At 52.0% G+C, this 13,905-nt stretch carries 15 protein-coding genes and 1 pseudogene; 3 read left to right on the forward strand and 13 right to left on the reverse strand.

All coding sequences use genetic code 11. The features are described from left to right. Window positions 1–33: 33 nt before the first annotated feature. Complete coding sequence (locus tag KEM39_RS01605) at window positions 34–1,083, reverse strand: pseudouridine synthase (protein WP_192886300.1); 1,050 nt, start codon at window positions 1,081–1,083, stop codon at window positions 34–36. Between the two features lie 8 nt (window positions 1,084–1,091). After that, on the reverse strand, window positions 1,092–1,244 hold the full coding sequence (locus KEM39_RS01610; RefSeq protein ID WP_003695397.1) for a hypothetical protein: 153 nt from the start codon (window positions 1,242–1,244) through the stop codon (window positions 1,092–1,094). A 59-nt stretch (window positions 1,245–1,303) separates the two neighbouring features. Between KEM39_RS01610 and pdxH the strand changes: the two genes are divergently transcribed. Beyond that, complete coding sequence (pdxH, locus tag KEM39_RS01615) at window positions 1,304–1,936, forward strand: pyridoxamine 5'-phosphate oxidase (protein ID WP_118997200.1); 633 nt, start codon at window positions 1,304–1,306, stop codon at window positions 1,934–1,936. A 196-nt stretch (window positions 1,937–2,132) separates the two neighbouring features. On the opposite strand, the gene KEM39_RS01620 is transcribed toward pdxH, so the two are convergent. The 7 genes from KEM39_RS01620 to gatC all read right to left on the reverse strand — a co-directional run bounded on the left by KEM39_RS01620 (window position 2,133) and on the right by gatC (window position 8,593). Beyond that, on the reverse strand, window positions 2,133–2,645 hold the full coding sequence (locus KEM39_RS01620) for a hypothetical protein (protein ID WP_118997199.1): 513 nt from the start codon (window positions 2,643–2,645) through the stop codon (window positions 2,133–2,135). Window positions 2,646–2,699: 54 nt separating this feature from the next. After that, window positions 2,700–3,218, reverse strand: a complete 519-nt coding sequence (locus KEM39_RS01625) for a hypothetical protein (protein ID WP_003674604.1) — start codon at window positions 3,216–3,218, stop codon at window positions 2,700–2,702. A gap of 29 nt (window positions 3,219–3,247) precedes the next feature. Further along, a complete protein-coding gene (locus tag KEM39_RS01630) occupies window positions 3,248–4,258 on the reverse strand; it encodes a 2Fe-2S iron-sulfur cluster-binding protein (protein WP_211709513.1) in 1,011 nt (336 codons plus the stop codon). A gap of 91 nt (window positions 4,259–4,349) precedes the next feature. Then, on the reverse strand, window positions 4,350–5,780 hold the full coding sequence (gene gatB / locus KEM39_RS01635) for an Asp-tRNA(Asn)/Glu-tRNA(Gln) amidotransferase subunit GatB (protein ID WP_211709514.1): 1,431 nt from the start codon (window positions 5,778–5,780) through the stop codon (window positions 4,350–4,352). Window positions 5,781–5,792: 12 nt separating this feature from the next. After that, window positions 5,793–6,662 carry a DUF535 family protein gene (locus tag KEM39_RS01640; RefSeq protein WP_118997195.1) on the reverse strand — a complete coding sequence of 290 codons (870 nt, stop codon included), beginning with the start codon at window positions 6,660–6,662 and terminating at the stop codon, window positions 5,793–5,795. 132 nt (window positions 6,663–6,794) lie between these two features. Further along, the gene (gene gatA / locus KEM39_RS01645; RefSeq protein WP_118997194.1) at window positions 6,795–8,240 is read right to left on the reverse strand and encodes an Asp-tRNA(Asn)/Glu-tRNA(Gln) amidotransferase subunit GatA; all 1,446 of its coding nucleotides are present in this window, start codon (window positions 8,238–8,240) and stop codon (window positions 6,795–6,797) included. Between the two features lie 62 nt (window positions 8,241–8,302). Continuing rightward, window positions 8,303–8,593 (reverse strand): Asp-tRNA(Asn)/Glu-tRNA(Gln) amidotransferase subunit GatC, encoded by a 291-nt coding sequence (gatC, locus tag KEM39_RS01650; protein ID WP_002239150.1) that lies wholly within the window; start codon window positions 8,591–8,593, stop codon window positions 8,303–8,305. A gap of 149 nt (window positions 8,594–8,742) precedes the next feature. Here gatC and KEM39_RS01655 point away from each other — a divergent pair, with 149 nt between their 5' ends. Continuing rightward, window positions 8,743–9,396, forward strand: coding sequence for a MarC family protein (locus KEM39_RS01655; RefSeq protein WP_118997193.1), 654 nt, complete (start codon window positions 8,743–8,745; stop codon window positions 9,394–9,396). Between the two features lie 4 nt (window positions 9,397–9,400). Then, entirely contained in the window at window positions 9,401–10,744 is a 1,344-nt protein-coding gene (locus tag KEM39_RS01660) for an aldehyde dehydrogenase family protein (RefSeq protein ID WP_118997192.1), read from the forward strand. Between the two features lie 48 nt (window positions 10,745–10,792). On the opposite strand, the gene KEM39_RS01665 is transcribed toward KEM39_RS01660, so the two are convergent. The 4 genes and pseudogenes from KEM39_RS01665 to KEM39_RS01680 form a co-directional block, all read right to left on the reverse strand. After that, a complete protein-coding gene (locus tag KEM39_RS01665) occupies window positions 10,793–11,221 on the reverse strand; it encodes a DUF4124 domain-containing protein (protein ID WP_118997191.1) in 429 nt (142 codons plus the stop codon). A 330-nt stretch (window positions 11,222–11,551) separates the two neighbouring features. Then, entirely contained in the window at window positions 11,552–12,808 is a 1,257-nt protein-coding gene (locus tag KEM39_RS01670) for an RsmB/NOP family class I SAM-dependent RNA methyltransferase (protein WP_118997190.1), read from the reverse strand. Between the two features lie 34 nt (window positions 12,809–12,842). Further along, window positions 12,843–13,697, reverse strand: a complete 855-nt coding sequence (locus KEM39_RS01675) for a DUF1853 family protein (RefSeq protein ID WP_118997189.1) — start codon at window positions 13,695–13,697, stop codon at window positions 12,843–12,845. A gap of 63 nt (window positions 13,698–13,760) precedes the next feature. Further along, window positions 13,761–13,905 (reverse strand): annotated as a pseudogene (locus KEM39_RS01680) (RNA methyltransferase); the annotation flags it as partial.

A 13,905-nucleotide genomic window follows, 5' to 3' on the forward strand; every position in this document is an offset into this window, starting at 1 on the left:
TGTTTCAGACGGCATTTTTGTGTTTTGGCGGGTTTAGGCTTTTTTGCGGCGGTATTCGCCCGGCAGCAGCATTTCCGCCCATTTGAGGATGTTGGCGACTTCGGCGGGGTTGAGTTCGTAGAACTGTCCGCGTTTGAGGCGGTTGGGCAGACCGATGGGACCGAAGCCGACACGTACGAGGCGGCTGACGGTGAGCCCTTGGCTTTCAAAAATGCGGCGCACTTCGCGGTTGCGGCCTTCTTTAATCACGACGTTGTACCATTTGTTCGCGCCTTCGCCGCCTTGTTCTCGGATGCGTTCGACTTTTGCCAAGCCGTCTTCGAGCATCACGCCTTCTTCGGTGAGGACGCGCATTTGTTCGCCAGTCAGCCCGCCCAGTACGCGCACGGCGTATTCGCGTTCAACTTCGAAGCTGGGGTGGGCGAAACGTTGGACGAGTTCGCCGGAGGTGGTGAGAATCAGAAGTCCGCTGGTGTTGATGTCCAAGCGTCCGATGGCGACCCAGCGGCTGCTGGCGGCCTGCGGCAGACGGTCGAAAATGCTGACGCGGCCTTGCGGATCGTCGCGGGAAACGATTTCGCCTTCTTGTTTGTAATACAGGATGATGCGCGGCAGGCGGTCCGCCCATTTGAGCTTGATGATGCTGCCCTTGACAGTAACGTGGTCGTCGGGGGTAACTTTGTCGCCCAGTTGCGCGGTTTTGCCGTTGACCGTTATCCAGCCGTTGGTAATCCATTCTTCCATTTCGCGGCGCGAGCCGACGCCGGACGCGGCAAGCACTTTTTGCAGGCGTTCGGGTTCCATGCGCGACAGGTCGCTGCGGCGTTCTTTCAAATCGCGCGCGTGTTCCATAATTTTTTGGTTGGGATTGCGGACGACGAGTTTTTTGGCTTTGGTGGCGCGCTGTTTGGGGGCGTGTTGCGGCTTGATGCCGTCTGAAGCTTTTTGTCCGTAAGCTTTGGCGGCGGTTTTGCCCGTTTCGCCTTTGGGACGGGCTTTGCTTTTGAACGGTTTGGCGGTTTTTTTGGCAGACGGGGCTGCGCCGTCGCGCCATTGGCGTTTGCTGGTGGGTTGCTTGGACATCATTTTTCCTAACTCGCCTGATAAGGCGGTTCTTCTGCGGCGTGTGCGGCAGGACGGGTTGATAAAATGCCGTCCTCAGTCGGACGGTTCGATATTGTACCTGATGCGGCGGTTTTGCGGATGAAATCGTCGCTGCGGCTTTGGGGACAAAGTTTGTGCAACGGTTGAAATCGGTTTATGTGCGGGAGTAGAATCTTTCAAATGATAAGAGGAGCGGTAAATGGATTTGCACAATATTCGGGAAGATTACAGCAAACGGGAATTGTCGGAAGGCGATTGCGCCGACAATCCGATCGAGCAGTTCGAGCGGTGGTTGGACGAGGCGGTACACGCACAGGTCAACGAGCCGACGGCGGTCAATGTGGCGGCGGTCGACGGACGCGGCAGACCCAACAGCCGTATGGTGCTGCTGAAGGAAGTTAATTCTGAAGGTTTTGTTTTCTTTACGAATTATCACAGCCGCAAGGGGCGTTCGCTGGAACTCAATCCATTTGTGGCGATGACGTTTTTTTGGCCGGAGCTGGAGCGTCAGGTGCGCGTGGAAGGGCGTGTTGAAAGGCTGGCGGAGAAGTTGTCGGACGAATATTTTGAAAGCCGCCCGTATCAGAGCCGTTTGGGTGCGTGGGCAAGCGCGCAGAGCGAGGTTATTCCGAACAAGGCGGTATTGGTGGCAAAGGCGGCGGCGGTCGGACTCAAACATCCTTTGCACGTGCCGCGTCCGCCGCATTGGGGCGGCTATATTGTGATTCCCGATTTGATTGAGTTTTGGCAGGGCAGACCGAGCAGGCTGCACGACCGCATCCAATACCGTTTGCTGGACGGCGGCTGGATACGCGAGCGGCTGTCGCCTTGAACAGGAAAAAACATATGCCGTCTGAAAACCGGAATCGGGCTTCAAACGGCATTTTTTATGGGGAAAATACGGACGGGAAGTTTTTTGTGTTCCGAACGGAAAGCCCGAGTCCTCTTTTTGAGGTTATCTAAAACAAGATTTAATACAGTTATCGCAAAATAATCAGCCATAAGTAACCCCACATTTCTAGAAAAATTTACTGAATTCGTGCATTAACTACTATTCTTATAGAATTATTTATTTCATCGTAAAGTGGAATATATTCACTATTATCAGAAATCTCAAATAAATATTCCCCTTCAGGCAAATAAAAATCATAAATATGCATACTGTATTTTCCCCCAGCTCCAAATACTCCGCCTCCTGATTTTCTACTTCTCTCCGTAAGCAACTCATCTATAATAAGTTTTTTACCATCTTCTTCCACTTTAAATATTTTAACCGATATATTATATGGATAGTTTAACTTATCATCAATCCACCTCTCCCCCTGTTTTGGATCATAATGTATAAAATTAGTTCCTAACGATATTGCATAAGGTTTACCAATTTTCTGTTTGAGTTCAATAGATCTTTTTGTTTTTTTACCAAGAGGAAAGTTTACCACAACAGGTTCTGGGCTAATAGCCATATAAAAAATAGTTTCAACAAAACTGCAGCTAGCAATCAATAGGCAAGATATTATTAATAATATTTTTCTATTAGTCATAAGCTTCTCATGATGAAAAATGTAAACATGGTTTTCTATAACTTGTTCTATTAATTATGTATTCAATAAACTCAAATCATCATTTGTTGGAATGGTAAGGTGATTTTCATTATTTCTAAATTCCCCATTAACATATTCTGAGAATGCACATGTTTTGCAGCAATAAACTAATCTATTAGTCTCGATTTCCTTCCATAAATCAAAACCATAAGTGCCATGGCAAATATTACATTCCATATCTGGTTCTTGAATAATAAATAAATTCTCTAAAAAATTTTGTAGCGATTGATAAATATATGAATTTTTTCTTTGCATGGAAATATCTATTTCCCGTTTAAGAGCTTTTAAATCGTAAAAACTAATTAGTGATTTTTTTATTGGATAATTAGGGATATCTGAAATTTCTATATTCATAAATTTAGAAATATTTGAATAGTGATCTAAAAATTCTTTCTCTAAACTAGGATAATCATGTAACCATTTAAGAATTAAAGTTGCGAGTAAGATATGATCTACATTATTACCTATACCCTCTATTTTTTCTTTTAAAGAAAGTATTATTTTTTTTTGCATAATTACTGCCCTTTCACTATACCGGGGAATTATGATGCGGACGGCGTGAATGCGTCGGAGAAAAACAAGTTTTCCGGCAGCTTATGCTGTTGCACAAACAGATTCTTTGCCTGTTCGGTCATGGCAGGGGAGCCGCAGGCAAATACTTCGTATTCCGACAGGTCGGGATGGTCTTGTGCCGCGATGTCTTGTACGTGCCCTTTTCTTCCTTGCCAGTCCTCTCCGGGGCGGGACAATACGGGGGTGAAGCGGGCGTTTTTCAGACGGTCTGCCAACCCTTGTGCTTCTTCGAGGGCATACAAATCATCTTGATGACGCGCACCCCAGTAAAGATGGACGGCGCGGTTGCTGTCTTGGCGGATAAGGTCGAGCAGGATGCTGCGGATGGGGGCGTAGCCTGTGCCGGTTGCCAGCAGGATGACGGGTTTGCCGCTATCTTCCTGCAAGGTAAACGAACCGAGCGGGCCTTTAACGCGGACGATGCCTTTTTCTTTGACTTTGGGTTCGCTGCCGAAAATCATTTCCGAGCAGATACCGTTTTCGCGCCTGCGGATGTGCAGTTCCAAAATGCCTTCTTGGTCGGGCGAATTGGCGATGGAGTAGCTGCGGCTGACGTTGCCCGGCAGCAGTAAATCAATGTATTGCCCGGCATAGAAGGCAAACGGCGGGGCTTTGGGCAGGGCAAGTTTCAAGAGGGCGACATCGTGTTTGAAAACCATATTTTCGATGCGTGCTGGCAGGGTGCGGACGGGGAGGGCGTTGGGGTTGTAGCCGGGGATGTTGAGGCTGATGTCGCTTTGCGCGGTGGTGCGGCACATCAAAATCTTGCCTTGCGCTTTTTCTGCTTCGGATAAAGCCTGTTCCGAGTGTCCGCCCATTTGAATATCGCCGCTGACCAGTTCGGCTTTGCATTGTCCGCAGACACCGCTTTTGCAGGAATGGGGCAGATTGAGGTTTTGACGGGAGGCGGCGGCTAAAACGGTTTCGCCTTCGTTGACGGTAAAGGTGGTTTGGTCGGGCAGGGTAACGGTGTGGTTCATGGAATATTGTTTTTTATGCTGTTTTAATGTGGTCAGACTGTGAAAATGCCGTCTGAACGTCGGATTTGGGTTTCAGACGGCATCTTGCTTATCAGGCCAGTTTGGCTTTAATCAGTTCTTGAACTTGCGCGGGATTGGCTTTGCCTTTGCTGGCCTTCATCACTTGCCCCACAATCGCATTCAGGGCTTTTTCGTTGCCGGATTTGAATTGTTCCACGGCTTTGGCGTTGTTTGCCAGCACTTCGTCCACAATGGCTTCAACTGCGCCGGTATCGGTCATTTGCTGCAAGCCGTGTTTTTCAATGATTTCGGCAATGGTGGATTCGGGTTCTGCCCACATGGCCTCAAAGGCTTTTTTCGCCAGTTTGCCGCTTAATGTGCCATCGGCGATTTTGCCCACCAGCGCAGCGAGGCGCGGGGCGGTAATCGGGCTGTCGGCAAGTTCCAGGCCGGCTTTGTTCAGCGCGGCGGCGAGTTCGCCGTTCATCCAGTTGGCAGTCGGCTTGCCTTGTCCGCTCTCTTTGGCGGCTTCTTCAAAATAGGCAGCCTGCGCACGGCTTGCGGTCAGCAGGCGCGCGTCGTATTCGGACACGCCGTAATCCGCCACGAAACGCGCCGCCATTTCTTTCGGCAACTCGGGCATTTCTGCTTTGGCTTTTTGCATTTGAGCGTCTGAAATGATGACGGGCAGCAAATCGGGGTCGGGGAAGTAGCGGTAGTCTTGCGCGTCTTCTTTCAGGCGCATCACTCGGGTTTCGCCTTTTTCAGGGTCGAACAGCATGGTTGCCTGCTGTACTTTGCCGCCGTCTTCCAAAATCTCGATTTGCGCTTCCGCTTCGTAATTAATCGCCTGCTCCAAGAAGCGGAAGGAATTGAGGTTTTTAATCTCGCGGCGCGTGCCGAACTCTGCTTGACCTTTCGGGCGCACGGATACGTTGGCATCGACGCGGAACGAACCTTCCGCCATATTGCCGTCGCAGATGTCCAGCCATGTTACCAAGCTGTGCAAGGCTTTGGCGTAGGCAACGGCTTCGGCGGCGGAGCGCATTTCGGGTTCCGATACGACTTCCAACAGCGGCGTACCGGCACGATTCAGGTCGATACCGGTCGCGCCGTTCAAGCCTTCATGCACGGACTTGCCTGCGTCTTCTTCCATGTGCGCACGGGTTACGTTGATGGTTTTCACATCGTCGCCGACTACGATTTCCAATTTGCCGTGTTCGACAATCGGTAAGTCCAACTGACTGATTTGATAGCCTTTTGGTAAGTCGGGATAGAAGTAGTTTTTACGGTCGAACACGTTTTTCTGATTGATTTTCGCATTTAAAGCCAAACCCAATTTGATGGCTTTTTCAACGACTTCACGGTTCATTACCGGCAGTACGCCCGGCAGCGCACATTCAACCACGCTGGCGTGCGCGTTGGGTTCTGCGCCGAATGCGGTCGATGCGCCGCTGAAGATTTTGGATTTGGTGTTCAATTGGACATGGATTTCCAAGCCGATTACGGTTTCCCAGGTCATGTTGAAGCTTTCTCAAACAAATTTCTGATTAATGGAATTCTCGATATCATCGAGCATTTGATGGCGTTTCCTATACATCGAACGTTTTTTGCTCTCTATTTCTGCTTCTGATTTCCTAGGGAAGCTTTGCGGAAGAGACCAATAACCGTTGCTTAGTTTTTGTCCTTGGACAGACTGCCAAAACTCATTGTAATTAATTAACACCCTTTTTTTTAATTTCCAGCGGATTTTAACATGATGTTCCTGTGAAATCCCAAGCAGGCTGTTAATCCTAAAACGCGCGGCCAGCAGTTGTAAAACAATGATCATGAATTGCTGCGGGCGCAGGCCGTACATGGTTTTGGTTAAAGAGCGCACGATGTCTTTTGCGTCTTCACCGGCGGGGCCCTGTACCGAAGTAATGAGCAGCCCGTTGTCTTTTGTGAAAGCAAATGTCGACGTGTAAAGGCGTTTTCCTGACTCGTCCCTTAAGGAAACAGCCCAAAAACCTTCATTGCTGCAGAGGTCGTTGCGATTCAGCTGCAAGGTTAAATGATCGTTTATTTGGGCTAAAACATAAGGTTGTTCCTGGTTGAATTTCTCAATTACAGAAGAACCGAATAATTTCTCCGCCCTTGTCAAATCGGTGATTAATGCCTCCAAACGGTCTGATGCAAAGATAAACCTCTTATCCAAGTAGGTATGTATCAATGGATAGCTTGCTGCTGCCGACTTTTGGAAAAAAGTGCGCCAGCATGGAGAAGCATTGATGAAATTCTCAAATTGTTTAATTTGAGGAAGCGCGGCCAAGCAGCGTATTCTGAATTTTAAATGTTTAAATCCATAATACGAAGAGGTAGCAAATATTTCCTTAAAACCGGGAAAGGTATAGGGTGTCGTCATAAGTGTCCAACATAAGCATAACTGTTTATGGAGTATTACAGCGTGCAACCGATATGCACGGTGTAAGAATTATTCCATATAACCTTTTCAAATTGCTTTAAATTCCGGAGGACGGAATTTTTTACGATGATTTTATTTACAGGTTTTTTGATGCCAATCGCTGTTGAGTTGGATTTGGTGTGCCGCACCGAGTATTCGGGCTTCGGCGAAGTAGTTGCCGATAAGCTGAACGCCGATGGGCAGTCCGCCGCCGCTGAAGCCTGCGGGCAGGGTCAATGCGGGCAGTCCTGCGAGGTTGACGGCGATGGTATAGATATCGCTCAAGTAGGTTTCAACCGGCGAAGCATCCGCTCCGATTTTGGGGGCGGCAGTGGGTGCGGTCGGCGCGAGGATGAGGTCGCACCGTGCAAATGCCGTCTGAAAATCATCGGCAACGAGGCGGCGCAGTTTTTGGGCTTTGAGATAGTAGGCATCGTAGTAGCCGTGTGACAGTACATAAGTGCCGATCATGATGCGGCGTTTGACTTCGCTGCCGAAACCTTCGGCGCGGGTTTTGCCGTACATTTCTTCCAAATCGCCGAATTGGGCGGCACGGTGTCCGTAACGTACGCCGTCGTAACGTGAAAGGTTGGTACTGGCTTCTGCGGAGGCGAGGACGTAGTAGGCGGGGATGGACAGCTTGGTTTGCGGCAGGGAAACTTCGACCAATTCCGCGCCTTGGGTTTTGAGGAGGTCGATGGTATGTTGCAATGCCGTCTGAACATCGGTGCTGTTGCCTTCGCTGAAGTATTCTTTGGGCAGGCCGATTTTCACACCTTTGAGCGGTTTGTCCAAATCGCGGGTGTAGTCTTCTTTTTCGCGTTCGAGGCTGGTGGAGTCTTTGGGGTCGAAACCTGCCATCGCGTTTAACAGAATCGCGCAGTCTTCGGCAGTTTGCGCCATCGGGCCGGCCTGGTCGAAGCTGGAGGCGTAGGCGACCATGCCGAAGCGGGAAACCGTGCCGTAGGTAGGTTTGATACCGGTAATGCCGCAGTGTGAAGCAGGCTGGCGGATAGAGCCGCCGGTGTCCGAACCGAGCGCGGCAGGGGCGAGACGTGCGGCAACGACGGCGGCGGAACCGCCGGACGAACCACCGGGTACATGCTCAAGATTCCACGGATTTTTGGTTGCGCCGTAGAACGAGGTTTCGTTGGTCGAACCCATGGCAAACTCGTCCATATTGGTGCGGCCGAGCGTTACCATGCCTTCGTCGAGCAGGTTTTGGACGACGGTGGCGGTGTAGGGGGAGATGAAGTTGTCGAGCATTTTGGAAGCGCACGCGCTGCGCCAGCCGGTTTGGCAGAAAATATCCTTGTAGGCGACGGGTACGCCGGTAAGCACGGAGCCGTTGCCCTGAGCGATGCGTTCGTCGGCGGCACGGGCTTCGGCAAGGGTTTTATCTTGGTTGATGGTGATATAGCCGTTGAGGGCGGGATTTTTTTCGGCGATGGCGGCAAGGTATGCGCTTGCCAGTTCGACGGCGGAAATCTGTTTGGACTGCAACAGGACGCTTGCCTGTTTTAATGTGTATTGTGTCATAAATCTTCCATCCCTAAAGGGTTTCAGGCGGTATTTTTGATGCCGTCTGAAGCGTATTCGGATTATTCTTCGATAACTTGCGGTACGATGTACAGGCGGTTGCGTACTTCCGGCGCGACCGCCTGATATTCGGCGGCGCGGTCGGTTTCGGTTACTTCGTCTTCGCGCAGGCGCAGGGCGGCCTCGTGCGGGTGCGCCATCGGTTCGATGCCGTCTGTGTTAATGGTTTGCATCTGTTCGACCATAGTGAAAATGTCGTTTAATTCTTGAAGCGATTTTTCTTTTTCTTCCGCAGTCAGGTGCAGTCGGGAGAGTCGGGCGATTTTGTCTACGTCGGCAAGTGTCAGTGCCATGAAAAGCATCCTTGTCTGATGGTAAAGATACCGTCGTTCGGGTATGATGGGGCGTATTGCTTGAATTTTTAATTATAACGGAAAAATCCGTTGCGGCGGCAATTTGCAGCATCGGATGCCTGCCGTACGGGTTTGAAGGAGGGGAAATAATGGGATTGGGTATGGAAATCGGCAAGCTGATTGTGGCTTTTTTGGTGCTGATTAATCCGTTTAGTGCGTTGTCGCTTTACCTTGACCTGACCAACGGGCACAGCACGAAGGAGCGCAGGAAAGTCGCGCGGACGGCTGCCGTCGCCGTGTTTGCCGTGATTGCGGTATTTGCGCTGATCGGCGGTGCGCTGTTGAAGGTTTTGGGCATCAGCGTCGGTTCGTTTCAGGTCGGCGGCGGGATTTTGGTGCTGCTGATCGCTATTTCGATGATGAACGGCAACGACAATCCCGCCAAGCAGAATCTCGGCGCGCAGCCGGAAACGGGGCAGGCGCGCCCCGCCCGCAATGCCGGGGCGATTGCCGTCGTGCCCATCGCCATACCGATCACCATCGGCCCGGGCGGTATTTCGACCGTGATTATTTACGCTTCGGCAGCCAAAACGTACAGCGACATCGTGCTGATTATCGCGGCCGGTTTGGTGGTTAGTGCGATTTGTTATGCCATTTTAATCGTTGCCGGGAAGGTCAGCCGCCTGCTGGGCACGACGGGGCTGACGATTTTAAACCGCATTATGGGTATGATGCTGGCGGCGGTATCGGTGGAGATTATTGTGTCGGGACTGAAAACGATATTCCCGCAACTGGCAGGTTGATTCGATGTTTCACAGTGTCAATGTATTTACGGGCGAAACGCTTTACCGCCGCCCCGCTCAAGATTATGCGGAGTTTGAACGGCGGCTGGCGGATTTGAAAATGCGCGGCGGGGCGTTCGCGCAACTGGGCGTAACCGAACGTGCCGCGCGCCTGCAAAAATTTGCCGACCGTTTGGAGGCGGAGAAAGAGCGTTTTGCGGAAATGGTGTGCGAGGAAGTCGGCCGCTGCCTGCACGAATGCCGCGCGGAAATCGGCAAGTCTATCGAGCTGATACGCTATTACGCCCGCCTCGCCCCCGAACTGCTCGCCCACAAAACCATCGCGACGCAGGCGAGTTTGAGTCAGGTGCGCTTCGAGCCTTTGGGCGTGGTGTTTGCCGTCATGCCTTGGAACTATCCCGTCTGGCAGGTATTGCGTTTCGCCGTTCCCGCTATGTGCGCGGGCAACGCGTGCGCCGTCAAACCCGCACCCAGCGTGGCACGCGTCAGTCAGGCACTGTTCGATTTGGCTTCAGACGGCATTCCTTTGGCAGGCGCGTGGCTGGACAATCAAGACACACTCAAAGCCATCGAACACACCGATGCAATGGCGTTTACCGGTTCGACGCATACGGGGCGCATCCTTGCGGCACATGCGGGCGCAAACCTTAAGAAAACCGTGTTGGAGCTCGGCGGCAGCAACGCCTTTATCGTGATGCCCGATGCCGACTTGGAACGCGCCGCCGCAGAAGCCTGTTATTCCCGTTTCCGCGATGCGGGGCAATCGTGCAACGCCGCCAAACGCATCATCGTAACTGAAGCAGCAGCCGACCGCTTTATTCCGCTGTTTCTTGCCGAATGTGCCAAATTGAAAATGGGCGACCCCAAACATCCCGATACCACGCTTGCACCGCTGCACCGTGAAGATTTGCGGGACCGGGTTCACGGGCAGGTCGAAGATGCCGTTTCAAACGGCGCGGTATGCCTGACCGGCGGAAAAATCCCACAAGGGCGAGGCTGGTTTTACCCCGCGACGGTTTTAGACAGGGTAAATCCTGCCTGCCGCGTCTGGTATGAAGAAGTATTCGGCCCCGTCGCCCTGATTTTGCGTGCGGCAAACGAAGAACACGCCATCGCGCTCGCCAATGATTCCCCGTTCGGGTTAGGTGCCTGTATTTATACCGCCGATACCGAACGCGCTTGGCGGTTTGCCGAAAAAATACAGGCGGGATCGGTGTTTATCAACCGCCATACCAGCAGCGATTTGCGCCTGCCTTTCGGCGGAGTCAAAGATTCCGGTTACGGGCGCGAATTGTCCGAATTCGGGCTGTACGAGTTCGTCAACGTCAAAACCTACTGGCAGAAATAAACAAACCCCGTGCCGCTTCAGACGGCATCGGGTTTGCGCTAGAGCCGATTAACGGCAGTATTTGTTCACATCGTTATTGTATTTCCGAATCAAATCATCCTTGTTTTTCGCATTTGAGTTTCCCACCGCCTTCAGGTTCATTTTTGAAATCCGGCAGTTTTCTTCTTTGTTCTGCCGTTCTGTTTCGGCAATTTTTTTCTTTTCTTCCTCAAGCTGCCCGTTTTTTTCGGCAATATCCTTTTCGTTTTCCTTCGCACTGTCCGCATTCTTATCGACGGTAGGTTTGGGCTTGACCGCCGGTTTGGTTTGGCGCGTCCGCAGGTTTAAGATTTGGCTTTGGTCGGGATGAAGCTGTTTCGGCACATCCGAATAGCTGTTGCCGCCGCCGTCCTTCCAAGTAAAGACGGCGGCTCCGGCAGGCGGGACGGTCAGGAAAGAGGCGAGGGTAAGTGTGATGACGGATAAAGAAAAGTTCATTAGGGTTTCCTTGATGGTTGGCTGCCGGGCAGAATCAGGGCCGGCTCTGGCGGTGTCTTTTCCGGGTTCGGCTCAAAGCAAAGAAGAAACTCCGCCTTATATGGTGCTTTATATATTGGGATAAAACAGATTCCCAAAAATATCATTGGAATATGCTTATGCTACCGTATATTTCGACAAAGAAAAAGAAAATTGCAGTCCGGCGCGTATAAAATCCGATGGGCGCGTGCTTCTGCCTTTGGTGTTGAATCGGTTTTTGATATTTTTAATTGATGAAATGCCGTCTGAACGCTTTGAAAAGGGTTCGGACGGCATTTTGTTCAAACCGGTTTATTTGCGTTGCAATACGGCGGCAAAGAAGCCGTCGGTTTGGTGTTCTCCGGAGTTGAGGCGCAGGTATTTGCCGGTATCCAAATCGACCTTCAGACTTTGCAGCAGTTCGGCGCAGTTGACGAGTTCAAACTCGGGATGTTCGGACAGGAAACGTTCGACTTGCAGCTCGTTTTCTTCGGGCAGCACGCTGCAAGTGGCGTACACCAAGCGTCCTTGCGGTTTCACCAGTTTGGAGGCGGCATCGAGGATGCTGTGTTGCTGTTCCAAAAGTTTGGCGACGGTCTCGGCGGATTGGCGGTATTTGAGGTCGGGATTGCGGCGCAGTGTGCCTAAGCCGGAGCAGGGTGCGTCCACTAACACACGGTCGGCTTTGCCTGCCAGTCGGGCGATACGGGTATCTTGTTCACTGCTGATGCGTTCAGGGTGGATGTTGGTCAGTCCGGCACGGGTCATGCGCGGTTTGAGGTTGGCAAGGCGTTTTTCGGCGATGTCGAAGGCGTAGATTCTGCCTTTGTTCGCCATTTGCGCGCCGACGGCGAGGGTTTTGCCGCCTGCGCCGGCACAGAAATCGACAATGATTTCGCCGCGTTTTGCGCCCACCAATAAAGCAAGCAGCTGGCTGCCTTCGTCTTGGACTTCCAGCGTGCCGTCCAAAAACAGTTCGTGTTTGTTAAGCGCGATTTTGTTTTTCAGGCGGATGCCCCAAGGCGAATAAGGCGTTGCCTCCGCATCGGCACTTTCGGCTTGCAACAATGGCAGCACTTTATCGCGTTTGCCTTTCAAGGTATTGACGCGGATGTCGAGCGGGGCAGGTTGGTTGATGCTGCGGCCGAAGGCGAGGATTTCTTCTTCGCTCCAATGCTGTTTCAGTTGTTCCACCAGCCATTGCGGCAATTCTGCGGCGGTATTCAGGCCGTCTGAAAACTCGGTTTTGCGGGCTTTCAAATTGCCGAGGAACTCTGTTTCTTCTTCATCAAGCAGGTCTTTGATTTGGCTGATGTTGGTACTTCTGCCGAGAACCAGTGCGGCGAGTGCGGCTTTGCGCGGCTGCGCGTGCGGACGGCGCAGGGCGGTACTGATTTTTTGATAATGGCGCAGGGCGGCGAAGGCGGTTTCGGCGATTTCGTGGCGGTCTTGGCGGCCGAGCTTTTTGTGTTCGCGGAAATAGGCGGAGAGGACGGCATCGGAAGGCTGTTTGAAAGTCAGCATTTCAGCCAAAACTTTGGCGGTATGGTCGAGTTGTGCGGCGTTCATCATTAATGGGTTCTCTTAAAGTGGGGAAATGGTTTCAGACGGCCTTCATAATACGTTCGATTTCGTGCCAAAAGCCGTCCGGCCGACATTCCAAAACGGCAATCAAACCATTGTCGATGCGGCGGATTTCGGTTTCGTTTAATGTTTCGGTTTTGGCGACACGCGCAGGCGCGAGATAGGCCATGCGGTCGAGCAGATGGTAGCGCGCTTCTCGGCGTTCAAACCCGTATTCCGCCCAATCTTGAATATAGATACCGCGCCAGCCGTATGGATTAAGCGGCGGCTCAAAGGCGTTGAAACCTTGCGGAAAAAATCCGATGCCGCGCACGATGGAAACGGGTTTTACGTCAAGCGGCAAACCGTGCCGCCGCAAGGTTCGGATGCCGTCTGAAGTGCGGAACAGGGCAAGTTGGGCAGACAGCTTGGCGGCTTTTCCCAACAGCGTGTCTTTGGAGTCGAGTCCGCGCATGTCTTCGGGTTTGCCCGTGCCGCCGTAATATTTGCAGGTCAGCTCGATATGGCAGGGTTCGCCGTCCAGCGTTGCCAAAAAATCCGCCGCGCCTTGCGTGCCGCTGTCTGAATCGGAAACCGCCAGGTTGTGTGCAAGCAGTTGGGCGTGCGGTGCGTTGGCAAACCAAAAAGCCAGCAGATTTTCGGCATAAATGCCGAGACGGTGTCCGAACGGGGCGCGTCGGGCAAGGTAATCCGTCAATGGCGAGGGATCGGCGTCCAATGCCAAAAGATAGCGGAAACCATGTTCCCCCAATAGTTCGCGCACGCCCAATTCGCAACTGCTTTGCCACAAAGGCGGCGCAGTCAGCAGCGAGGCGAGGTCGCGGACGGGTTGGCTGGTGAGTTTCCACCATAATGCGTCTAGGGCGTAATTCATTGTTTTCCCGTATTCTGCCTGACCGGAAATGCCGTCTGAAAACCGGATTCGGACGGCGCGGATTTAAGGCTGCCTGTCCTTCAGTCGGTGTTGCAGCGTATTGAAGAAACCGCGCAGGATGTCGATGTCTTCGGTTTGCGTGTTGGCGCGTCCGAACAGGCTCTGCATACGGCGCATCAGGCGTTCGCCGTTGCGGCGGTTGAAAAAA

Source organism: Neisseria sp. Marseille-Q1983, assembly GCF_018224585.1.
In the GTDB taxonomy this organism is placed as follows: Bacteria; Pseudomonadota; Gammaproteobacteria; order Burkholderiales; family Neisseriaceae; genus Neisseria; species Neisseria polysaccharea.

Coding starts and splice junctions, on each gene's coding strand:
- KEM39_RS01605 (WP_192886300.1), bottom strand. CDS start 1,083: ATGTCCAAGCAACCCACCAGCAAACGCCAATGGCGCGACGGCGCAGCC.
- pdxH (WP_118997200.1), top strand. CDS start 1,304: ATGGATTTGCACAATATTCGGGAAGATTACAGCAAACGGGAATTGTCG.
- KEM39_RS01620 (WP_118997199.1), bottom strand. CDS start 2,645: ATGACTAATAGAAAAATATTATTAATAATATCTTGCCTATTGATTGCT.
- KEM39_RS01625 (WP_003674604.1), bottom strand. CDS start 3,218: ATGCAAAAAAAAATAATACTTTCTTTAAAAGAAAAAATAGAGGGTATA.
- KEM39_RS01630 (WP_211709513.1), bottom strand. CDS start 4,258: ATGAACCACACCGTTACCCTGCCCGACCAAACCACCTTTACCGTCAAC.
- gatB (WP_211709514.1), bottom strand. CDS start 5,780: ATGACCTGGGAAACCGTAATCGGCTTGGAAATCCATGTCCAATTGAAC.
- KEM39_RS01640 (WP_118997195.1), bottom strand. CDS start 6,662: ATGACGACACCCTATACCTTTCCCGGTTTTAAGGAAATATTTGCTACC.
- gatA (WP_118997194.1), bottom strand. CDS start 8,240: ATGACACAATACACATTAAAACAGGCAAGCGTCCTGTTGCAGTCCAAA.
- gatC (WP_002239150.1), bottom strand. CDS start 8,593: ATGGCACTGACACTTGCCGACGTAGACAAAATCGCCCGACTCTCCCGA.
- KEM39_RS01655 (WP_118997193.1), top strand. CDS start 8,743: ATGGGATTGGGTATGGAAATCGGCAAGCTGATTGTGGCTTTTTTGGTG.
- KEM39_RS01660 (WP_118997192.1), top strand. CDS start 9,401: ATGTTTCACAGTGTCAATGTATTTACGGGCGAAACGCTTTACCGCCGC.
- KEM39_RS01665 (WP_118997191.1), bottom strand. CDS start 11,221: ATGAACTTTTCTTTATCCGTCATCACACTTACCCTCGCCTCTTTCCTG.
- KEM39_RS01670 (WP_118997190.1), bottom strand. CDS start 12,808: ATGAACGCCGCACAACTCGACCATACCGCCAAAGTTTTGGCTGAAATG.
- KEM39_RS01675 (WP_118997189.1), bottom strand. CDS start 13,697: ATGAATTACGCCCTAGACGCATTATGGTGGAAACTCACCAGCCAACCC.